The sequence below is a fragment of the Providencia sp. TYF-12 genome, assembly GCF_041344805.1.
Taxonomy (GTDB): domain Bacteria; phylum Pseudomonadota; class Gammaproteobacteria; order Enterobacterales; family Enterobacteriaceae; genus Providencia; species Providencia huashanensis.
Genome location: NZ_CP166833.1, coordinates 2,343,641 through 2,365,054 on the forward strand (window position 1 = coordinate 2,343,641; position 21,414 = coordinate 2,365,054).

Annotated in this window: 16 protein-coding genes and 1 tRNA gene; 9 read left to right on the top strand and 8 right to left on the bottom strand. The window is 38.7% G+C overall.

Features of this window, described 5'->3' with window-relative positions:
- Positions 1 to 14: 14 nt before the first annotated feature.
- Together ansA and sppA are read right to left on the bottom strand one after the other, a co-directional pair.
- A complete protein-coding gene (ansA, locus tag ABE954_RS10605) occupies positions 15 to 1,034 on the bottom strand; it encodes an asparaginase (RefSeq protein ID WP_042843625.1) in 1,020 nt (339 codons plus the stop codon).
- Between the two features lie 170 nt (positions 1,035 to 1,204).
- A complete protein-coding gene (gene sppA, locus ABE954_RS10610; protein WP_042843626.1) occupies positions 1,205 to 3,061 on the bottom strand; it encodes a signal peptide peptidase SppA in 1,857 nt (618 codons plus the stop codon).
- Between the two features lie 460 nt (positions 3,062 to 3,521).
- On the opposite strand from sppA, the gene ABE954_RS10615 reads away from it, so the two are divergent.
- The 3 genes from ABE954_RS10615 to ABE954_RS10625 are packed head-to-tail and all read left to right on the top strand — an operon-like array spanning position 3,522 to position 7,057.
- Positions 3,522 to 4,073 carry an NAD(P)H nitroreductase gene (locus ABE954_RS10615; protein WP_042843627.1) on the top strand — a complete coding sequence of 184 codons (552 nt, stop codon included), beginning with the start codon at positions 3,522 to 3,524 and terminating at the stop codon, positions 4,071 to 4,073.
- An 11-nt stretch (positions 4,074 to 4,084) separates the two neighbouring features.
- Positions 4,085 to 5,128 carry a selenide, water dikinase SelD gene (gene selD, locus ABE954_RS10620; RefSeq protein WP_131680773.1) on the top strand — a complete coding sequence of 348 codons (1,044 nt, stop codon included), beginning with the start codon at positions 4,085 to 4,087 and terminating at the stop codon, positions 5,126 to 5,128.
- A gap of 3 nt (positions 5,129 to 5,131) precedes the next feature.
- Complete coding sequence (locus ABE954_RS10625; protein WP_042843630.1) at positions 5,132 to 7,057, top strand: DNA topoisomerase III; 1,926 nt, start codon at positions 5,132 to 5,134, stop codon at positions 7,055 to 7,057.
- Between the two features lie 59 nt (positions 7,058 to 7,116).
- Here the strand turns inward: ABE954_RS10625 and xthA are convergent, their stop codons facing one another.
- Complete coding sequence (xthA, locus tag ABE954_RS10630; RefSeq protein WP_042843631.1) at positions 7,117 to 7,929, bottom strand: exodeoxyribonuclease III; 813 nt, start codon at positions 7,927 to 7,929, stop codon at positions 7,117 to 7,119.
- 546 nt (positions 7,930 to 8,475) lie between these two features.
- On the opposite strand from xthA, the gene ABE954_RS10635 reads away from it, so the two are divergent.
- On the top strand, positions 8,476 to 9,351 hold the full coding sequence (locus ABE954_RS10635; protein ID WP_042843632.1) for a LysR family transcriptional regulator: 876 nt from the start codon (positions 8,476 to 8,478) through the stop codon (positions 9,349 to 9,351).
- Position 9,352: 1 nt separating this feature from the next.
- Here the strand turns inward: ABE954_RS10635 and ABE954_RS10640 are convergent.
- From ABE954_RS10640 to ABE954_RS10650, 3 genes are all read right to left on the bottom strand, one after another.
- A tRNA-Tyr gene (locus ABE954_RS10640) sits at positions 9,353 to 9,437 on the bottom strand.
- A 158-nt stretch (positions 9,438 to 9,595) separates the two neighbouring features.
- The gene (purU, locus tag ABE954_RS10645) at positions 9,596 to 10,444 is read right to left on the bottom strand and encodes a formyltetrahydrofolate deformylase (protein ID WP_042843633.1); all 849 of its coding nucleotides are present in this window, start codon (positions 10,442 to 10,444) and stop codon (positions 9,596 to 9,598) included.
- Between the two features lie 99 nt (positions 10,445 to 10,543).
- Positions 10,544 to 11,023 (bottom strand): YchJ family protein, encoded by a 480-nt coding sequence (locus ABE954_RS10650; protein ID WP_129465960.1) that lies wholly within the window; start codon positions 11,021 to 11,023, stop codon positions 10,544 to 10,546.
- Positions 11,024 to 11,148: 125 nt separating this feature from the next.
- Between ABE954_RS10650 and rssB the strand changes: the two genes are divergently transcribed.
- Both rssB and galU read left to right on the top strand, forming a co-directional pair.
- Positions 11,149 to 12,150 carry a two-component system response regulator RssB gene (gene rssB, locus ABE954_RS10655; protein ID WP_042843635.1) on the top strand — a complete coding sequence of 334 codons (1,002 nt, stop codon included), beginning with the start codon at positions 11,149 to 11,151 and terminating at the stop codon, positions 12,148 to 12,150.
- Between the two features lie 166 nt (positions 12,151 to 12,316).
- The gene (galU, locus tag ABE954_RS10660) at positions 12,317 to 13,237 is read left to right on the top strand and encodes a UTP--glucose-1-phosphate uridylyltransferase GalU (protein WP_042843637.1); all 921 of its coding nucleotides are present in this window, start codon (positions 12,317 to 12,319) and stop codon (positions 13,235 to 13,237) included.
- A 427-nt stretch (positions 13,238 to 13,664) separates the two neighbouring features.
- Here galU and hns read toward each other — a convergent pair whose 3' ends face one another.
- Positions 13,665 to 14,075: a histone-like nucleoid-structuring protein H-NS gene (gene hns / locus ABE954_RS10665; RefSeq protein ID WP_042843638.1), complete on the bottom strand. Its 411-nt coding sequence runs from the start codon at positions 14,073 to 14,075 to the stop codon at positions 13,665 to 13,667.
- Between the two features lie 530 nt (positions 14,076 to 14,605).
- On the opposite strand from hns, the gene ABE954_RS10670 reads away from it, so the two are divergent.
- Positions 14,606 to 15,235 carry a thymidine kinase gene (locus ABE954_RS10670; RefSeq protein WP_048607277.1) on the top strand — a complete coding sequence of 210 codons (630 nt, stop codon included), beginning with the start codon at positions 14,606 to 14,608 and terminating at the stop codon, positions 15,233 to 15,235.
- A 199-nt stretch (positions 15,236 to 15,434) separates the two neighbouring features.
- Here the strand turns inward: ABE954_RS10670 and adhE are convergent, their stop codons facing one another.
- Complete coding sequence (gene adhE, locus ABE954_RS10675; protein ID WP_042843639.1) at positions 15,435 to 18,125, bottom strand: bifunctional acetaldehyde-CoA/alcohol dehydrogenase; 2,691 nt, start codon at positions 18,123 to 18,125, stop codon at positions 15,435 to 15,437.
- Between the two features lie 465 nt (positions 18,126 to 18,590).
- Between adhE and ABE954_RS10680 the strand changes: the two genes are divergently transcribed.
- Both ABE954_RS10680 and ABE954_RS10685 read left to right on the top strand, forming a co-directional pair.
- Complete coding sequence (locus tag ABE954_RS10680) at positions 18,591 to 19,235, top strand: YchE family NAAT transporter (RefSeq protein WP_042843640.1); 645 nt, start codon at positions 18,591 to 18,593, stop codon at positions 19,233 to 19,235.
- Between the two features lie 558 nt (positions 19,236 to 19,793).
- Complete coding sequence (locus ABE954_RS10685; protein WP_042843641.1) at positions 19,794 to 21,407, top strand: ABC transporter substrate-binding protein; 1,614 nt, start codon at positions 19,794 to 19,796, stop codon at positions 21,405 to 21,407.
- The last annotated feature ends 7 nt before the right edge of the window (positions 21,408 to 21,414 follow it).

The following is a 21,414-nucleotide window of genomic DNA, read 5'->3' on the forward strand; positions in this document are numbered from 1 at the left end:
TGTGCCCCCAGTATTTAGTCATCAGCGTAACTCAGTTCACCGCGTAAGTTATTTTGCATTAATTCACGAATTAATGCAGGTGTGTAATTTTGGCTGAGTAAGTAATGCAATTTACTTAATGCTGCCTCAAATGTCATATCATAACCACTGATCACCCCGGCGTCTGCTAGTGCGTGACCTGTCGCATACCCTTCCATATTGACTCGGCCAGAAATACATTGTGTCAGGTTGACCACAATAATCCCTCTATTAGTTGCTTCGCGTAGTATTCGCAAGAGTTCGGGCTGTTGAGGGGCATTACCCACGCCATAAGAACGTAAAATAAGTGCTTTGACGGGTTGTTGAAGAATATTACGCACAATCTCAATGGATAAGCCAGGATAGAGAGTAACAACACCAATAGGTTGAGGGGTAATCCGGTGAGCTTTAAATTCGCCTATGCCAATGGGAGCTGGACATGTATTAAATGAGCGAATATTTATCCCTGCCTCCATTAAAGGGGAACAGTTTGGGGAACTAAAGGCATCAAAACCATCCGCATGTGCTTTGACGGTACGGTTACCACGATACAACTTATTATTAAAAAATAACCCAACTTCATTTATTGGATAATTTGCGGCGAGATATAGGGCGTTTAATAAGTTAGTTTGCCCATCTGAACGCAGTGCCTCTAAGGGTATTTGTGACCCTGTCACTATCACCGGTTTTTTCAAGTTTTCAAACATAAATGATAATGCAGAAGCCGTAAATGCCATGGTATCCGTACCATGCAAAATCACAAAGCCATCATATAGGGGGTAATTCTCGGAAATATCATCGGCGATAAGTTGCCAGTCCTCTGGTGTAATATCCGAGGAGTCTATCAGAGGTTGATGTTCGCGAATGGTAAATTCAGGCATCTCAAGGCGGTGAAACTCGGGCATTTGTGCCAATTGCGCTTGTAGGTGACCAGAAACAGGAATATAGCCTTGTGGCGAATGGCGCATGCCAATGGTTCCACCTGTGTAGACGACATAAATTGATTTTTTTTGCATCTTATTACCTAAATTATCACTGCGCAGTGAAGAAAAATGATTATTAGGATTTTGACGTATTTATTGGTGTATTACTATCGTTAAGTTGCTAATTGCTAGGTTTAAATTAGGTAGTTAACTAGATTGTGAGATAAATCCCCTTCAAACAAGTTGAAGGGGAAAAGGGGCGATTAGTTGATTTCAGCACAGTTAAGGCAAAATGCATAGCGATTTTGCGGGTCATTCATTTTTAGGAAAAATTGTGCTTGCTGGCGAATATCCGTCGCGACTGCGGGAGGTAGGAATACTTGTAGTACATCCGGCATTGCGGCTTGAACATTGGTGGTTAATTCAAGTAGCAGTTGATCCATAAAAGTCAGCTCAGGTTTCATCCAATCTAGCTTAACATCAGTGAGTTTAGCTAGTTCTGCGGCTTTATCAACGGCATTATCAAAATCACCGAGTTGGTCAACTAGGCCATTTTTGAGCGCATCCTGACCTATCCATACACGGCCTTGAGCAATCTTGTCTATTTCAGCAGGGGTTTTGTGACGTGATTTAGCGACCAAACCGATAAATGTATCATAACCATTTTCAATAGTAATTTGCATCATATCGGCAAATTGTGGGCTAATCCCTTTGGTTAGTGAAATATCTGCAAGGGGAGATGTGGATACCCCATCGGTATAGACGCCAATAGAATCTAATGATTTTTCAAACGTATTGATAACACCGAAAATACCAATTGAACCCGTTAAAGTACTAGGGCTCGCAATAATATAATCAGCAGGCGTCGATACCCAATAGCCCCCAGATGCGGCCATGCCCCCCATTGAGACTACAACAGGTTTCCCTGCCGCATGAGCAGAAGCGAGTTCGCTACGGATCAGGTCAGATGCACTAACACTACCACCAGGACTATTAACGCGTAATACAATGGCTTTAATATTATCATCTAGACGAGCATCACGAATTTGAGCTGCAATGGTGTCTCCACCTGCAATACCCGCAGTTTGAGGGCCGTCCATAATCGCACCTTGAACAACGATTACAGCAATATTCCCCCCTTGGCTTGCAGTTGTATCGGCTATTTTCGCTGAGTAATCGTAAATACTGATATTATTAAACTGCTTATCTTCTTTATTCCAACCGAAATGCTTAGAGAGCAAATCTTCAACTTGTTCATTTGTATATAGTTTATCCACTAACCGTTGTTTTAACGCATACTGAGCGTTATCGCCCTTAACAGCACGTAATTGCGATAATATCGCATCTGCACCCGGGAAAATTTGAGCACTGGTCATTTTGCGATTTGTGGCAAGTTCAGATAAATAGTTGTTCCATAAGGCATCTAACCACTGTTGATTGGCTAAGCGTGCCTCTGGTGACATATCGTCACGCATGAGTGGCTCAACAGCAGATTTGTAAGTCCCCACACGGAATATATGACTACTAACCTTAAGCCTTTCTAACAGCGACTTATAGTACATGCTGTTAGTCGCAAAGCCATAAAGCCCTACAGTGCCTTGTGGTGTTAAATAAATATCATCAGCAAAACTTGCGAGATAGTATTGTGACTGGTTATAACTGTTCCCAACAGCATAGACAGATTTCCCAGCAGCTTTGAATTCGTTAATGGCTTTACCGATGTAAGCCAAAGAAGGCTGGTCAGCCCCCGTTAAGTTATCTAAACGTAATACCATCCCTGTAATGCGGTCATCGCTAGCTGCGGTACGAATGGTATCGACAATATCAAACAAGGAGTTTTCTTGCATACGGCTATTTGAGGTGCCTAATAACTCACGACTCATACGGCCGAATGGATCAGGAGCGGAGACTTGGTCAACAATCACACCCTGTAAATCGACATACAATGCCCCGAAATAGTTTTTCTCGGGTTGAGAATCTGATTGATAAAGGGCAATTGAGCCAATCACAACAAAAAACAACACTAGGAAAATAGCATTGAAAACAAATTCTCGGATAAAATTTAACGCTCGCCAGCTAATTTTAAAAATGGTAGCGATGATGTCCCATAATTGACGCATTTTCTCTCCTATCCTGCCTATTTTGCTCCCCAAGGTGACATTAATTCACTGACTGCCAGTTTGGAGGACAAACTATTTGGATACTATTAAAAATTGTATTTAGTATAAATAAGGTGTAAGCCCTTTGTTAGATGAACGAAAAGCTATGGTCTTAAAGCCAATCCACAACCCGATCATCATTTCTCACTTTCAGTCGGTTAGTATTAATCAATACAATTACTTGGCACTGAAAGCGGTTTTTATGCATAACAAAATTGTGTTACACAAGGTACAATATCTCAATTATATTTTTCACCAGTGACAAATGATACAATTCAATGAATTTATAACGTAATTTACTCAATAATTAATGGTTATATAGTGTAGGCGATTTTCTCTTAGGCTTAAACTAAATATAGTATTGGTATAATTATCTAATTGAATGATTATCATATCAGTTTACTCTTAATCGGAGACAACCATGGATGCTTTAACCCTTTTGTTGAACCGCCGTTCAGCTTCTAGACTCAAAACGCCAGCCCCACAAGGTGAACAGCTTGATAATATACTTGCAGCAGGGATGAGAGCACCTGATCACGGCGCATTGAAACCATGGCATTTTGTGATCATGAAAGATGATGGCATTAAACGCTTCAGTGAACTGCTTGAGAAAGCGGCAATTGAAGGGCAGTTAGGCGAGGATGTTGAAGAAAAAGCTCGCAATGCACCTTTTAGAGCGCCATTAATTATTACTGTGATTGCAAAGCTAAAACAACATCCTAAAATTCCTGAGTGGGAACAATTAGTTGCAGCAAGTTGCACAGTACAAGCTATGCAAATGGCTGCAGTTGCACAGGGTTTTGGTGGAATTTGGCGTTCTGGTTCATGGACTGAAGATGCGGTCGTTCGTGCAGGTTTAGGTTGTGGCGAAAACGACCGAATTGTTGGTTTTCTTTATTTGGGGACACCTGAACTTAAAGCACCTGCAAAAGTACAAGCCCCTGATATGACAGGATTTGTAACTTATTTTTAAAGAGAACAATAATGACTGAGAAAATTAGACTAACACAATATAGCCATGGTGCAGGTTGCGGCTGCAAAATCGCACCAAAGGTTTTAGAACAAATTTTACATACAGAACAAGCTAAATTTCACGACCCCCATTTGTTAGTTGGTAATGAAACTAAAGATGACGCTGCTGTTTATGATTTAGGCAATGGCATTGGCATCATTAGTACCACTGACTTTTTTATGCCAATTGTTGATTCCCCGTTTGAATTTGGCCGTATTGCGGCGACTAATGCGATAAGTGATATTTTCGCTATGGGTGGTAAACCGATTATGGCGATTGCAATCTTAGGTTGGCCAATCGCTAAATTACCACCGGAAGTTGCACGTGAAGTTATCGAGGGGGGACGTGCCGCTTGTGCGGATGCTGGGATATCCCTGGCTGGAGGGCATTCAATTGATGCACCTGAACCTATCTTTGGTCTAGCAGTTACTGGCGTCGTTAATACCGAGTACGTGAAGAAAAATAGCGCAGCAATAGCAGGCTGTGAGCTATTTTTAACGAAACCTTTGGGGATTGGCGTATTAACTACTGCGGAGAAAAAAGGGGTTCTTGCTGAGGAGCACCAACATTTGGCAGCTGAAACTATGTGCCAGATGAATAAGCTGGGTGCTGAGATTGCTCCTCTTGATGGAGTAACCGCGATGACTGATGTGACGGGTTTTGGCTTGTTGGGGCATTTAAGTGAAATCTGTGAAGGTTCTGGTGTCCGCGCTGAGATTGCTTTTAACAAAGTACCTAAATTAACGGATGTTGAGAAATATATCGAGGCAGGTTGTGTTCCTGGTGGGACATCACGGAATTTTGACAGTTATGGGCATCTTATTGGCCCAATGAGTGATATGCAACGTAACTTACTGTGTGATCCTCAAACATCTGGCGGTTTACTTATTGCCGTCAAACCTTCAGAAGTCTCTAAAATTAAAGAGATTGCACAGCAACAAGGTGTTTTGTTACAGTCTATCGGGAAATTATTACCCCATCAGGACAATGTTCCTTTAGTTGAAGTGATAGATTAATTCATGCGTTTGTTTATTGCGGAAAAACCGAGCCTTGCAAGGGCTATTGCTGATGTACTGCCGAAACCACATAAGCGTGGTGATGGTTTTATTCAATGTGGTGATGGTCAAACTGTTACTTGGTGCATAGGGCACCTTTTGGAGCAGGCAGAACCCGATGCCTATGAACCTAGGTATGCGCGTTGGAATTTGCAAGATTTGCCGATTATCCCCGATAAGTGGCAATTAAAGCCGCGCTCCGCGGTAACCAAACAATTAAAAACGATTGAAGCGCTGCTTAAACAAGCAACTGTCGTTGTTCATGCAGGAGACCCCGATAGAGAAGGACAGTTGCTGGTTGATGAGGTACTCGACTTTTTAAAGCTTGATTCAGAAAAACGCAAAAGCGTAAAACGTTGCTTGATTAATGACCTTAATCCACAGGCTGTTGAGCGGGCCATTGACCGCTTAAGAGAAAATCGTGAGTTTATCCCTCTGTGTGTGTCAGCATTGGCACGAGCACGAGCTGATTGGCTCTACGGCATCAATATGACTCGAGCGTATACCTTATTGGGGCAACGGGGGGGCTATCAAGGTGTTCTCTCTGTTGGTCGGGTGCAAACACCAGTTTTAGGGCTGGTGGTCAGGCGCGATGAAGAAATAGAAAACTTTGTTCCGAAAGACTACTTTGAAGTTAAAGCACACATTGTGACTCCGCAAGATGAGCGTTTTGTTGCTGTATGGCAACCTAGTGAGTCGTGTGTCGATTTTCAGGATGAAGAAGGGCGCTTATTTCATCGGCCTTTAGCGGAGCATGTCGTTTCGCGTATTGAAGGTAAGCCGGCGATAGTCACACAGTACCAAGATAAACGTGAAACTGAGATTGCTCCTTTACCTTTCTCTTTGTCAGCTCTGCAAATTGAAGCAGCCAAAAAATATGCACTCAGTGCACAGGAAGTCTTGGATATTTGCCAACGTTTATATGAAACGCATAAATTAATTACCTACCCGCGTTCAGATAGTCGTTATCTACCTGATGAACATTTCGCTGGTCGCCATAGTGTATTAAATGCAATAGCAGTGCATCAGCCGTTACTCACTGAATTTGAACTCCCAGAGTTAGATAAAAAAAACCGTTGTTGGGATGATAAAAAAGTCGATGCTCACCATGCGATTATTCCTACAGCAAAAGCCACTGCGGTAAAACTTACAGAGAATGAAAGTAATATTTATCAACTGATTGCGCGGCAGTATATTATTCAATTTATGGCTGATGCGGTTTATCGTAAATGTACAATTGATTTAGAAATTGAAAAGGGTAAGTTTATCGCTAAAGCGCGTTTTTTAGCTGAAGCAGGCTGGCGAGTTGTCTTAGGAAATAAAGAGCGGGACGCTGAAAATGATGGTATGCCTTTACCCATCGTGAGTAAAAATGACGAACTTCTGTGTGAAAAAGGGGAGGTTGTCGAAAGGCAAACACAACCACCAAGGCCTTTTACTGATGCTACTTTATTGTCTGCTATGACAGGAATTGCTCGTTTTGTACAAGATAAAGCATTAAAAAAAGTATTGCGAGAAACTGATGGCCTTGGTACTGAAGCGACGCGTGCTGGAATTATTGACCTATTATTTAAACGGCAATTTTTATATAAAAAAGGGCGTTATATTCATTCATCGCCTGCTGGGAGAGCATTAATTCATGTGTTGCCAGATATGGCGACTTTACCGGATATGACCGCACATTGGGAGTCTGTTCTGACTCAAATCAGTGAAAAACAATCACGTTATGATGATTTCATGCAGCCACTAAGCCAAACGCTGGTGCAATTAATTCATCATGCTCGCCAATTTACGAATTTGCGTACATTTAGAGAGTTACCTCCACCGCCTTCAAAAAGCGGGAAGAAAGCAACGAAAACAAGCAAGAAAACTAAAAAGAAAGTCGAGTAACTAATACAGTAAAAGGTGCTATATAGCACCTTTTACTTGCCGTGTACGGTGTTAAAGAATTATTTGGTTAAGTTAAACTCAGACCATACAGGGGCGTGATCTGACGGTTTTTCCATTCCACGAATGTCATAATCAATCCCTGTTGCAATACAACGCTCAGCTAACTTGTTAGAGGCGAGTAATAAGTCTATCCGCAAGCCACGGTTATCATCGAAACCTTTTGAGCGGTAATCAAACCAGGAGTAGCAGTCATTGACATCCGGGTTCTTCGCGCGGTATGTATCGACTAACCCCCAGCCCAGTAGGTTATCTAGCCATTCACGTTCTTCTGGTAAAAATGAACACTTACCTGTTTTTAACCAGCGCTTGCGATTAACATCTCCAATACCAATATCTAAATCGGTTGGACTGATGTTCATATCCCCCATAATTAATAATTGGGAGTCAGCTGTTTGTGTCGACGTTACATAGTGCTGTAAGTCTTGATAGAATTTTTCTTTGGCTGGGAATTTCGTTGGGTGGTCACGGCTCTCCCCTTGAGGGAAATAACCGTTAATTACCGTTAATGGCCCTCGCTCTGTGTGAATATCAGCCATAATAATACGGCGTTGGGCATCTTCATCATCAGTTGGAAAACCTTTTCGTACATCGATAGGTTCATTTTTAGTGAGTAGCGCAACACCGTAATGTGCTTTTTGACCGTGATAAAAAACATGATAGCCCAGTTGGCTCACTTCCTCATAAGGGAACATATCATCATGGACCTTGGTTTCTTGTAAACCAATGACTTCTGGTTGATGTTTTTCTATAATAGCGGCAAGTTGGTGAGGGCGAGCTCGCAGGCCATTAATGTTGAATGATATGAATTTCATGGTTTTTTTATCACCTATGCTTTAATGATTATTGCCTCAGATTCTAACAGATGATGACCACACTGTATAACCCTACATAGCGTACTTTAATTCAAAAATAAATTATGTAGACTACTGTAATAATAGCAGTAGGTAATACATTTGACTGATACTGTATATTATATAAATTAATATCAACAATTTTAATTATCTATTATTGTTAATTGGGTGAGTTATGACTAATTTATTTTTTATTGAAAATTAAGGTGTGTTAAATAATATCTTAATTAAGTATATTTAATTTCATTTAAAGTCAGTTGGTTATTTGTATTTTAATGTGATTTAATAGTCTAGCCATAAAAAATAATTAAGCTAAACAGTATAATATATTGCTTTGCTATGTTGGAAATTATAAAAATACCTTTATGAAATATTGTTACTCATTCAATAAAAAAATTAAGATTGTCTTTTTATTTGGTGAGTTGAATTATGGGCTAATCAACATTTTTTGACTTATATAATTACTCTTGTTGATTAACATTTTAATAATAGAATGGGGTCATAGATATGTTCTTTTCAAGAAAATTAGAGGCGTTTATGGCGGTTGTGGAAAATGGCTCGTTAAGCAAGGCTGCTAGGGTGATGAACCGTACGACACCTCCCATAGCGAAGTCAATCAAGGATTTCGAAACCAGTTTAGGTAAACGGCTTTTTAAGAGAGAAAAATTTGGAATGACATTAACTAAGGATGGCCAGGAACTTTATAATGATCTTAGGGATCTTTATTTACAGGAGAAAGAAATTACTAAAAAACATTTTTCAGGCTACATTGTTAATGAGGCTAATATTTATTATGACTGGGGAAAAGAAGGGCACTTAATCAATTTATATCAAGCAGCTCACCTCAATAATGTACAAGTTAATATATTGAGGTTTAATTATGATGAAGTGGATGAGATTGTTGATTATGATGGTAATACACTTATTCTTAGTTCTGAGGAAGTTGTTAGTGAGCGTTTCTCATTACAAAAAAAAATAGAGAACTCACCATTGGGTATATATTGTCGTAAAGAACTATATGAAAAATACCATTATAACCTTATTGAGCTATTACAAAAAAACACTTGGTTATGTGATCCTGCATTTTATAAAAGTTCGCTAATGAGTGGGTTATTAAAAAAAATTGAGACCACCGATAACAAGATTAGCGTAAGACAAATGGACAATATCGGTTGTTGTCAAAGTTTTATTCAAGATGGTGACTTTATTGGCATTACTGACCATTATCCTGAAGAAGAGTTAATTGATAAGTCATTGATATACGTATCAATAAATAATTTTCTAGGGCAAAGTGAATGTTATGTCTATAAGTCAAAATCACATTCTAGTGTGTTAAATCGCTTTATGGGCGTTGTTGATAAACTGGGAGGTGAGTATAACTGAATGGTGGTGGGAGAAGGATTCGAACCTTCGAAGTCTGTGACGGCAGATTTACAGTCTGCTCCCTTTGGCCGCTTGGGTATCCCACCTAATTTTGTATTGCTGTAATCGTTCACAGCGGGCGGCATCATATCAAATGACGCGCCGCTGTAAAGCATTAATTTACAATAAAATACTCGTTTGCTGTTTTTTTGTTCTTAACGCTTGTAATATCAACAATTTATTGTTGTTTAAGCCAGTTTTTGACTTATAAAATAATCGTTCGGTTACCATATACAAATACACGCTGAGCTAATACCCAATATAATGCATGGCTAAGTACATTTTTTTCAACATCTCGGCCAGCACGCATCATGTCATCAGCAGTAAATGTATGGTCTATATTAATCACGTTTTGTGTAATGATTGGTCCCTCATCAAGGTTATCATTTACAAAATGCGCTGTTGCCCCAATAATTTTTACCCCGCGCTCATAGGCTTGGTGGTAAGGTCTAGCACCAATAAACGCAGGTAAGAATGAGTGGTGAATATTGATAATTTGGTTTGGATAATGCTGAACAAATTCTGGTGTTAAAACACGCATATATTTGGCCAGAACCACATAATCAGGCTGATACTGGTCAATTTGAGCTGTCATTTTTTCATCATGTTGTTCACGGGTTAAACCTTCGTGACTAATATGGTGGAATGGAATGCCAAATTGCTCGACCAAGTTCTTCAAGGTGTCATGGTTACCTATAACAGCGGCAATCTCAACATCTAAGCCATCATAAGCACTCTTCATGAGTAAATCACCAAGGCAATGAGCTTCTTTGGTGACCATGATAACAATGCGACGACGCCCAGCTGCGTTTAATTCGCGTTTAGAACCCACAGGCAATGCATCGTCAAGGTCTGCTAATAGAGTTTCATCGTTAAAAATCCCTTCCAGTTCGGTCCTCATAAAGAAACGGCCTGTGCGGTGATCGACAAACTCATTATTCTGTACAATGTTGAGCTGGTGTTTATAGCAAATATTGGTGATTTTCGCGATAAGTCCTTTCGCGTCAGGGCAAATTGTCCTGAGAATTTTCTTTTGTACATTTTTGTGTTGCATGAAACTGTCTAATCCTTAACTAGCAAAGCTTATATAATAAAGCTAATGACAAACTGAGTGTTAAATTTGCGTTGATACAAGTAAATAAACGAGCGATAGCTAACTTGGATTACAGCACTTTTTATATTTTTTGCTAGAACCACAAGGGCATAAGTCATTACGACCCACTTTTGGTGTTATGCCATCTATATAATACCAACGCGAATTTATCCGAATAAAACGGGAACGTTCATGAATAAGTTGTTTATGATCAGCTTTTTCATCAATAAAGCAAGCCGAAAATTCGACATAGCCTTCATCAGGATTTTTAGCATAAGAAGAACTAATAACACAAAGTCCTAGCCATTGTGTCTGTATAAAACTATTGATTAGCTCTTCACGATATTCCTCGGCATGGCAATCGGGGTGCCATGTCTCAATAAGGTAATCAACATTGTGATGTACATAGGCGCTGTAACGTGAGCGCATGAGTTGCTCAGGTGTCTGAGGAATTGACAAGCCTCGCAAAAAAGGTGAGCAACAATGTTCAAATTGTGCTTCATTACCGCAGCAACATCTATCTTTTGCTTGTGATGGCATAACACTCTCGATAAAAATAAGTATAAGATTGAAAAATCACTATACTTAAATTGTGGGTGAAAAATAATTTTATAGTATGAATAATAGTATTGTTAATTAAACCAGGTCATTGCAGTAGGTATCTTATGAAAAATAGAAAAATACTGATAGTAGAAGACGAAATCACCTTCTGTACAATCTTAAAAAACTACCTTGAGACATTAGGGATAGAGATCTATACCGCAAAAAATGGTCAATTAGCAATAGAAATGATCACAATAAGCCATATAGAACCTGATATCATTCTTTGTGATTTAAATATGCCAGTTATGGATGGCGAAGCATTTATGCGGGAGTTAGTTGCTAGAAATATTAACATTCCGGTGATAGTCATTACAGCAACCACTGATTTTACGCAATTAGACAGAATGTTCCGTTTAGGGGCGACAGATGCGTTATTAAAACCGATAAAAAATTTAGATGAAGTTAAAGTTACCATCCTTTCAGCGTTGTATCCTGAGCAAGACGACTTATCCGAACAAATCGGCGATAATATTTCTGCATTGATGGAAAACAATCCGCAAGACATGCTTACCGTCTTGAAGCAATTGCAGCCGCCAGTACACCAAATAATTAATGGTTATAGAATTAATTATCGCCAACTTAATGAAGCTAATCGGTTTGGTCTGTTGTTAGACTTAGCCGCTATTTCAGATAGCCAAATTGGTTTTTACTGTATAGATACGGAGCGGTCTCATCAAGAAGGCGTCATGGCTGCTTTTTTAATCCGGGTTGTATTTAATGATTTATTGAAAAGCGCCGTTAGCTATCCAGATAAAAAACTACCAAATATTGATAGGATTATTAATCAGATAAATCATTTATTGGAAGATTCCGGTTTTAATGGGCAATTTCCTTTACTGTTGGGGTATTTTAACACGCAAAATAATTCGATCATTATGGCTAGTGCTGGGTTAGAAGCCGATATAACGACAGAAAACTCTCATTTTAAATTGGCAAGAAACCTGCCACTTGGGACACTCAAGTTTTATCAATCGAATCATTTGGAGATAAAAGGGGCTGTCTGGCAGTGTTTAATACGCAATAATAGCCAAAAAATAAAACTAATGTTTAATCCTGAAAATTAATTTACTCTTAAAAAGTGTTGATGACGCGTTTTAAATTGCCGCATTCGGACTCGTCACTATTTATTTGGGATAATTTCCTGATATACTTCCGCGCACTTGAAATGCATCGCTAACATATTTGAACTATGGGGCTAAGATGCGTAGATATTATCTGGAGTTATGACAAATGACACAACGCAAGGTGCGTAAAGCTGTAATACCTGTTGCGGGCTTAGGGACGCGGATGCTACCGGCAACAAAAGCTATTCCAAAAGAGATGCTACCGATTGTTGATAAGCCGCTCATTCAATATGTAGTCAATGAGTGTATTGCTGCTGGGATCAATGAGATAGTTTTGGTTACCCATTCATCAAAAAACTCAATTGAGAACCACTTTGATACTAGCTTCGAGTTAGAGGCCATATTGGAAGCGCGTGTTAAGCGCCAGTTATTGGATGAGGTGCAATCTATTTGCCCAAGTCATGTTACTATCATGCAAACACGTCAAGGGATTGCGAAAGGGTTAGGGCATGCTATTTTATGTGCAAAACCATTAGTGGGTGAAGAGCCATTTGCTGTCATTTTACCTGATGTGATTTTAGACCGTTATAGCACGGATTTAACAAAATTTAATCTACGTGAAATGCTAGAACAGTACGAATCTACGGGGGCGAGCCAGATTCTGGTTGAACCTGTGCCCGAGCAAGAAGTTTCCAATTACGGTATTGTTGATTGCAATGGCGCAGTTCTGCAACCGGGGGACAGCAAAAAAATTATTCGCATGGTAGAAAAACCAAGTCGTGAAGAAGCCCCCTCCAATTTGTCTATTGTTGGTCGTTACGTTTTATCTGAAAAAATATGGGACGCATTAGCAAAAACAGTCCCAGGTGCTGGTGATGAAATACAGCTAACTGATGCAATCGCATTAATGATGGAAAATAATGAACCTGTAGAGGCTTACCACTTATGTGGTAAAAGTCATGACTGTGGAAATAAACTAGGTTACATGAAAGCATTTGTTGAATATGGAATGCAACATGACACTTTAGGAGATGACTTTACCCAGTGGTTGACAGAATTGTCGGCTTCATTGAACGCGCCGAAATAGAAAACTTATTTCAGTAAATTAATTCAAGGCTAACTAGACAAGTTAGCCTTTTTTATAGATAGAGATGAACTATTAACTATAAAGACTAAGTATTAAGGAGTAGAAGCGGCTTTTCGACTCGTTGTTAATTTTACCTCCATGCAGTGCGATAAAAATAGCACTCAGTCACATTAAACAATTGCTTTTGAATTTAATAATGTCTAATTAAAATTACAAATCTTTACCTTGGCGTTTTTATTTAATTGTAAATATTTGATGATTAGTGCAATACCTATTAGAGGCTATAAATTAAGCAAGAATTGCAGGGGGAGCTAGTGGTTATAATGGTTAAGAGACTTTGTAGCTAGAGACTAATATAAAATAATATATAAAGGTACAAACAAAAACACCCTTTTAAAAAGGGTGTTTGGAATAAAAGATTAGGCGATTAGATCAAGAAATCATCTAATGATTTGCCTTGTTCTTCAATGGCAACTTTGATTACAGCTGGAGTACGGCCTTGGCCTGTCCACGTTTTAGTTTCACCATTTTCATCAACATATTTATATTTAGCTGGACGAGCTGCACGTTTAGCACGAGTGCTTGTGCCTTTACCTGAATCCATTGTTTGCAGAAGGTCATTTAAATCTACGCCTTGCTCAAGAATCATTTCACGAACTTTTTCCAGTTTACGGTTACGTTCTTCTAATTCTGCACGAGCTTGGTTTTCTTCATCACGACGTTCTTCAACAACGACGGTTAATTTTTCCAGCATTTCTTCTAACGATTCTAAAGTTACTTCGCGAGCTTGAGCACGAAGAGTACGGATGTTATTTAACGCTTTTAATGATTCGCTCATTTTCCTGGTCTCAAATTATTTGTTGGCATGTGTACAGTAATAATAGAATGCTATTTTAAATTCTGCAATAGCTAAATTACTTCTCTAGTTTAAAAGTTATCTTTTACGAATGCAATTTTTTTACAAAAGAAAAATAAAACTTTCGTAGATATATATACCGCTATTATCAATAACTGAACTAATGAAAAAAATAGCAATAAGAAAAAAACTTTGTGATTTAATATTTCGCAGTGCTTGTCGAAAGTCGCATTCTACTTTTACTCAGAATGAATTGAAGGGGGATACTAACTTAAATTTTCTTTTTTTGATGATGAATTTTAGCTTAACATGCTTTAGCTGATACGGTTTATAGTTAATATCAAATTGGTTTTTATTGTATATAAGGTAAGCTTTATTAGCGATAAGAAGCAAAATAATTGTAAAAAGGGTTAAATTTTCAATAAGTAAAGTGAGATAGTGTCATTTTGTTAATCTAACGATATGTTTTATGGTAAAATTATTGCGTATATTAATTGTGAGGAAACAGCCAGATGGCTCAGCTTTATTTTTATTATTCAGCAATGAATGCAGGCAAATCAACGTCGTTATTGCAATCATCGTATAACTATAATGAAAGAGGGATGCGTACTGTTATTTTCACAGCAGAGATAGATAATCGCTTTGCTCAGGGGAAAGTATCCTCGCGTATTGGTTTATCTGCTGAAGCGTTGGTTTATTCAACAACGACGGATATGGCAGAGGTTATTAAGCGCGAAAATCAGTTACAGAAAGTGCATTGTGTCCTTATTGATGAATGTCAGTTTTTAACAAAAAAACAAGTTGAAGAATTATGTGACATCGTTGATAACGAGGATATCCCTGTTTTGTGCTATGGACTTCGCACTGATTTTGCTGGGCAACTATTTGCAGGCAGTCAATATTTACTCGCATGGGCAGATAAATTGGTTGAGCTAAAAACCGTATGCTACTGTGGGCGTAAGGCTAATAAGGTATTACGTATAGGAAGTGATGGTATTGCTGTATATGAGGGTGCTCAGGTCGATATAGGCGGTAATGAAAAGTATATATCTGTTTGTCGTAAACACTATTCAGAAGCAATAAAACAAGCGCAAATGATGAATGAAGGGATAATTCCTAAAAAACCAATTCATTTTAGGTAGTTTTATATAGTTACGTGTATGGAAATAAAATAATTATTATAATCTCGTTATGCGAGTAGAAGGTGATATAAAACTAGCTATTAGGAAAAATCATATATATCAACGTTAATATTTAGTACGTCGCAACTCATTTTAAGTCCTCAAAAAAGGCACTGTTTCTATAACAGTGCCTTTGCTAATTTAATAATCTATAAATAAATTATTTTTTAGTGGTTTTCTTTTCAGCTGTTTTTTTCTGAGGAACTTTCTTTTCTATATGTTCGGTAACAGGTGCTGTTGAATGCTCAACAAAATCACGACCATAATAGGAATCCAATAATAATTGTTTAATTTCAGAGATTAATGGATACCTTGGGTTAGCACCAGTACATTGGTCATCAAATGCATCTTCAGACAGTTTATCTACGCGAGCTAAGAAGTCTGCTTCAGGTACTCCTGTCTCACGAATAGATTTTGGAATGCCTAAATCTGCTTTTATTTCATCAAGCCATGCTAATAATTTTTCAATTTTAGCGCCTGTACGATCCCCTGAATCAGTTAAACCGAGATGATCAGCAATTTCAGCATACTGTCGACGTGCGTGAGGACGGTCATATTGGCTAAAGGCTGTTTGCTTAGTTGGATTGTCATTCGCATTGAAACGGATGACATTACAAATCAATAGGGCATTGGCGAGGCCATGTGGAATATGGAACTCTGAACCTAGTTTATGTGCCATTGAGTGACATACCCCTAAGAACGCATTCGCAAATGCAATACCTGCAAGGGTAGCCCCATTATGTACACGCTCCCTAGCGACAGGGTTTTTAGCACCTTCGTGATAGCTGGCAGGTAAATAATCTTTTAATAAACTTAATGCTTTAAGCGCTTGGCCATCGGTAAATTCGTTAGCTAGCACTGAAACATAAGCTTCTAATGCATGGGTCACTGCATCTAGACCGCCAAAGGCAGTTAAAGATTTAGGCATATTCATGACTAAGTTTGCATCAACGATAGCCATGTTCGGGGTGAGTGCGTAATCCGCTAATGGATATTTTTGACCTGTTTTATCATCAGTCACAACCGCAAACGGCGTAACTTCAGAGCCAGTACCTGAAGTAGTTGTAATCGCAACTAGTTTCGCTTTAACGCCCATTTTAGGGAAGCGGTGAATACGTTTGCGAATATCCATAAAGCGTAGCGCGAGCTCTTCAAAGTGTGTTTCAGGATGTTCGTACATGACCCACATAATTTTCGCTGCATCCATCGGTGAACCACCACCTAATGCAATAATAACATCAGGGTTGAATGCTTGCATTTGGGCAGCGCCTTTACGTACAACTGTTAATGTTGGGTCTGCTTCAACTTCAAAGAATACGTCTGTTTCAATGTGGTGTTTTTTGAGTACATTGACTACTTCATCAACATAACCATTATTGAATAAATAACCATCAGTGACGATAAAGGCACGTTTCGCACCGTCAGTTGCAATCTCTTCAAGGGCGATAGGTAGGCAACCACGACGGAAGTAGATTGAATTTGGTAGTTTATGCCATAACATGTTTTCAGCTCTCTTCGCCACAGTTTTAGTGTTGATCAAGTGTTTTGGCCCGACGTTTTCGGAAATAGAGTTACCCCCCCAAGAGCCACAACCCAATGTGAGAGAAGGAGCTAGTTTGAAGTTGTATAAGTCACCAATACCACCTTGCGAGGCCGGCGTATTAATTAAAATACGTGCTGTTTTCATTTTTTGGCCGAAGTAGTTCACTCGTTCATGTTGATTGTCTTGGTCGGTGTATAAGCAAGAAGTATGGCCAATCCCTCCCATTTCGACTAATTGTTCAGCTTTGGAGACGGCATCTTCAAAGTTTTTACCACGATACATGGCTAAGAGCGGGGACAGTTTTTCATGGGCAAAGGGTTCTGAATCATCAATAACTTTAACTTCACCTATCAAGATTTTAGTCGTGATAGGGACAGTGATGCCCGCCATTTCGGCAATTTTAACAGCAGGTTGGCCCACAATGGCAGCATTTAAGTTACCATTTTTCAAAATGATTTCTTGAACCGCTTTAAGTTCTTTACCTTGCAGTAAATAGCCGCCATGGCTGGAAAAACGCTCACGAACTTGGTTGTAGATCTCATCCACAACAACAACGGATTGTTCTGAGGCGCAAATAACGCCGTTATCGAAGGTTTTTGACATGAGAATCGATGCAACAGCACGTTTGATATCTGCTGTTTCATCAATCACAACAGGGGTATTACCCGCGCCGACACCAATCGCTGGCTTACCAGAGCTATAGGCTGCTTTAACCATACCTGGTCCACCTGTCGCTAAAATCAGGTTAATATCAGCGTGGTGCATCAATGCATTGGATAATTCAACGGAAGGGGAATCAATCCAGCCAATAATATCTTTTGGTGCACCTGCAGCAATAGCGGCATTAAGTACTATTTCAGCTGCACGATTGGTTGCATTTTTCGCACGTGGATGTGGAGAGAAGATAATGGCATTACGTGTTTTTAGACTAATTAATGATTTAAAAATTGCAGTTGAGGTTGGGTTAGTGGTTGGCACAATGCCACAAATAATACCGATAGGCTCTGCAATCGTTATTGTCCCAAATGTTGGGTCTTCAGATAAAGTCCCACAGGTCTTTTCGTCTTTATAGGCATTATAGATATACTCAGAAGCAAAATGATTTTTTATCACTTTATCTTCAATAATACCCATTCCAGATTCTTCAACAGCGAGTTTTGCTAGGGGGATACGTGCATCAGCGGCAGCGAGAGCAGCAGCACGAAATATTTCGTCAACTTTTTCTTGTGAGAAAGTCGCGAATTCGCGTTGAGCTTTTTTGACACGAGCAACGAGTTCATTGAGTTCGGTAACGTTAGTTACAGACATATAGATTACTCCTGATAAATGTTAAACTTTTTAAGCCAATGAGCAATGTATCGACAAACTGGGCGAAAAAGACTGCCTAAAAGTGAAAGTATAGATAATTCTAATAATAACGCTGCTCATCATCGCCTATTGGCTTAAAAATCTTATTAATCCTGTCTATCAGTTAAGAATAGATTAACAAAATAGGAATTAAATAAAGTGATCTAAATCACGAAAATGCCAAGCTGACACCTTTCAGCAGGCTTATATTCATATACGTTATGTAAGTGTTATTGTTCTATGACTTAATTTAATATGACTAATACATTTGTGGGGAAAAATTCATTCATTACTCACTAAAATAACAAGGAAATTTAGTTTGTTATAGAAAAAATTATTTCGCGCAAGGAAATTAGCACCAGAGGTGATAAAATTAGAAAAGGTATCAATGCATCTCTTAAGAGAACTATTTAAGGAAATGGCTGAGTGAGCATCGCATTACTCGATTTATCTGGTTACATTAAATTTTTTATTGGTCTTTTTGCACTTGTAAACCCAGTAGGCATTCTACCTGTGTTTATTAGTATGACTAACTATCAAAGTAATGCAGGGAGAAATAAAACTAATACTGTAGCGAATACTTCAGTCGCTATTATTTTATGTACTTCACTACTCATAGGTGACTCAATACTTCAGTTGTTTGGTATCTCCATCGATTCATTTCGCATCGCAGGGGGGATATTAATTGTGACAATCGCAATGTCGATGATTAGTGGAAAAATTGGTGAAGATAAACAGAATAAGCAAGAAAAAACAGAAACTGCAGTAAGAGATAGTATTGGTGTTGTCCCGTTAGCACTACCACTAATGGCCGGTCCGGGGGCAATTAGTTCTTGTATTGTATGGTCATCTCGTTGGCACGGTTGGCAAAACTTTTTGGGTTTAGCGCTGACCAGCATTCTCTTTGCATTTTGTTGTTGGTTGCTATTTCGTTCAGCATCTTTACTTGTTCGTTACCTTGGCCAAACTGGGATTAACGTTGTAACTCGTATTATGGGGCTGTTGCTTATGTCGTTAGGGATTGAGTTTATCGTGACAGGGGTTAAGGCGTTATTTCCTGGGTTGTTATAATTTTTATTCTTTTGCCTATCTAGCTATCTTTGTTGGTTGCAGTGGTTTGTTGCAGCCAACATTCCCTCGAATTGTATTTTCTACTTCTGAATACTAACCATTCATATACAGACTACTTTTATTACCCTCAGATGTCCTCAAAATTAGAGTAATTAACAATTACGGATAACAAATATGTTAACTGTAATTATATGTCGCATTTTTTGCTAAAGCAGGGATAAAAAGTAAGAAATTGTGAGCTACGTAAATTTATTCACTATTCTAATTAGTGTTTGTTAATGATATGTTTGGAACCACAAAAAAGGCGATACTGCTTTTTGGGTGCAGTAATTTTTTTATCATAATGTTATTAAAGTATATTTTTTACTTTTGCATGATTATTTGAATATTCATATAAAGTTTTTATGCGTAAAAATGTTAAAAACTTGTTATTGATATTTATTGGGGAGAGCGCTATTTACTTTAATAAACAGCAAACTTGATAGTTATAACAATCAACTAATTTTGTAGAGAAGGCTGCTAATGCAGTGATAGCGCCATCAATTAATCATGAGGGATATGATGATCAAATCAAAAATGGGTTTTGGTGCACTCTCGATATTATTTATTACGCTTCAGGCTAATGCGACAGATACGGCAATTAAGTCACCGCAGGTGATCACGATAAACAATGGCTCAGAAGTCACATCACTTGACCCTCATAAAGTGGAAGGGGTACCAGAAAGCAATATTATTTTAAACTTACTTGAAGGGTTAGTTTACAGCGATATCGACGGAAAAGTAGCGCCTGGGGTCGCGGAAAGTTGGACAAATGACAATTATATAACGTGGGTTTTCACTTTACGGCAAGGGGCTAAATGGAGTGATGGTACGCCAGTTACTGCTGAAGATTTCGTTTATAGCTGGCAGCGGTTATCGGACCCAAGTACAGGGTCTCCTTATTCGAGTTATTTACAAAATGCGTATATTTTAAATGCCGATGCTATTTTAGCCGGTAAATTACCTCCGACGGCGTTGGGTGTTAAAGCGCTTGATCCTCAGCATTTACAAGTGACACTTAGCCATCCAGTTCCCTATTTTGTCGATATGCTTTCTCATACATCATTGAAACCTGTTAATAAGAAGGCAATAGAGCAGCACGGTGAAAAATGGACTCAACCACAAAATTTTGTAGGCAATGGGGCTTATTTACTTGATAAGTGGGTCGTTAATGAACGTATTGTAGTAAAACGTAACCCATATTATTGGAACAATGACAGTAGCCGTATAGACCAAGCTACATTTTTAGCGATTACCTCAGAGGTCAGTGATATTAACCGTTACCGTAGTGGTGAGATAGATATCAGCAATTCTGCAATCCCGCCTGTTCTGTATAAAAAAATGCAGCAAGAAAAGCCGGATGAACTGTATGTTCGCCCTTATTTATGTACATTTTATTATGAAATAAATAACCAGAAACCGCCATTCAATGACCCACGAGTACGTGAGGCAATTAAGTTAGGGTTAGATAGAGAGACAATAACCAATAAAGTTATGGCGCAAGGGCAAGTCGCAGCTTATGGGTTTACACCAACTTTTATCAATAATGGGAATTTTACGTTACCTGAATGGGCCGATTTAACCCAAGAACAGCGTTATAAGAAGGCCAAAGAGTTACTTTTAGAAGCCGGTTATAATAAAGCAAACCCGTTAAAATTTTCATTACTCTATAACACTTCAGATCAGAATAAACAGCAAGCTATCGTCGCAGCCTCTATGTGGAAAAAAAATATAGGGGCGCAGGTGACTTTACAAAACCAAGAATGGAAGACGTCATTACAAAGCCGTCATGAAGGCCATTATGATGTCGCTAGAGCGACTTGGTGTGCAGATTATAATGAGCCTACTGCTTTTCTAAACATGATGTTGTCACAAAATAGTAATAATACTGCATTTTATAGTAATTCTGCTTTTGATGCGTTACTTGCACAGGCTTTAACTGCTCCTGATGACCAATCTCGTCATGATATATATCAGCAAGCTGAAGCCTTGTTGGACAAGGACTCGGCCATAGTTCCTGTTTATTATCGCGTTAGTGCGCGCATGATAAAACCTACGATTAATGGATTTAAAGGCAAAGACCCTCTTGATTATACGGATATTAAACGGTTATATATAAATGAACCTAATTAATAATATC

Bases quoted from the DNA above. Each gene is read 5' to 3' on its own strand.
- ansA (WP_042843625.1), bottom strand. From the start codon at position 1,034: ATGCAAAAAAAATCAATTTATGTCGTCTACACAGGTGGAACCATTGGC.
- sppA (WP_042843626.1), bottom strand. From the start codon at position 3,061: ATGCGTCAATTATGGGACATCATCGCTACCATTTTTAAAATTAGCTGG.
- ABE954_RS10615 (WP_042843627.1), top strand. From the start codon at position 3,522: ATGGATGCTTTAACCCTTTTGTTGAACCGCCGTTCAGCTTCTAGACTC.
- selD (WP_131680773.1), top strand. From the start codon at position 4,085: ATGACTGAGAAAATTAGACTAACACAATATAGCCATGGTGCAGGTTGC.
- ABE954_RS10625 (WP_042843630.1), top strand. From the start codon at position 5,132: ATGCGTTTGTTTATTGCGGAAAAACCGAGCCTTGCAAGGGCTATTGCT.
- xthA (WP_042843631.1), bottom strand. From the start codon at position 7,929: ATGAAATTCATATCATTCAACATTAATGGCCTGCGAGCTCGCCCTCAC.
- ABE954_RS10635 (WP_042843632.1), top strand. From the start codon at position 8,476: ATGTTCTTTTCAAGAAAATTAGAGGCGTTTATGGCGGTTGTGGAAAAT.
- purU (WP_042843633.1), bottom strand. From the start codon at position 10,444: ATGCAACACAAAAATGTACAAAAGAAAATTCTCAGGACAATTTGCCCT.
- ABE954_RS10650 (WP_129465960.1), bottom strand. From the start codon at position 11,023: ATGCCATCACAAGCAAAAGATAGATGTTGCTGCGGTAATGAAGCACAA.
- rssB (WP_042843635.1), top strand. From the start codon at position 11,149: ATGAAAAATAGAAAAATACTGATAGTAGAAGACGAAATCACCTTCTGT.
- galU (WP_042843637.1), top strand. From the start codon at position 12,317: ATGACACAACGCAAGGTGCGTAAAGCTGTAATACCTGTTGCGGGCTTA.
- hns (WP_042843638.1), bottom strand. From the start codon at position 14,075: ATGAGCGAATCATTAAAAGCGTTAAATAACATCCGTACTCTTCGTGCT.
- ABE954_RS10670 (WP_048607277.1), top strand. From the start codon at position 14,606: ATGGCTCAGCTTTATTTTTATTATTCAGCAATGAATGCAGGCAAATCA.
- adhE (WP_042843639.1), bottom strand. From the start codon at position 18,125: ATGTCTGTAACTAACGTTACCGAACTCAATGAACTCGTTGCTCGTGTC.
- ABE954_RS10685 (WP_042843641.1), top strand. From the start codon at position 19,794: ATGATGATCAAATCAAAAATGGGTTTTGGTGCACTCTCGATATTATTT.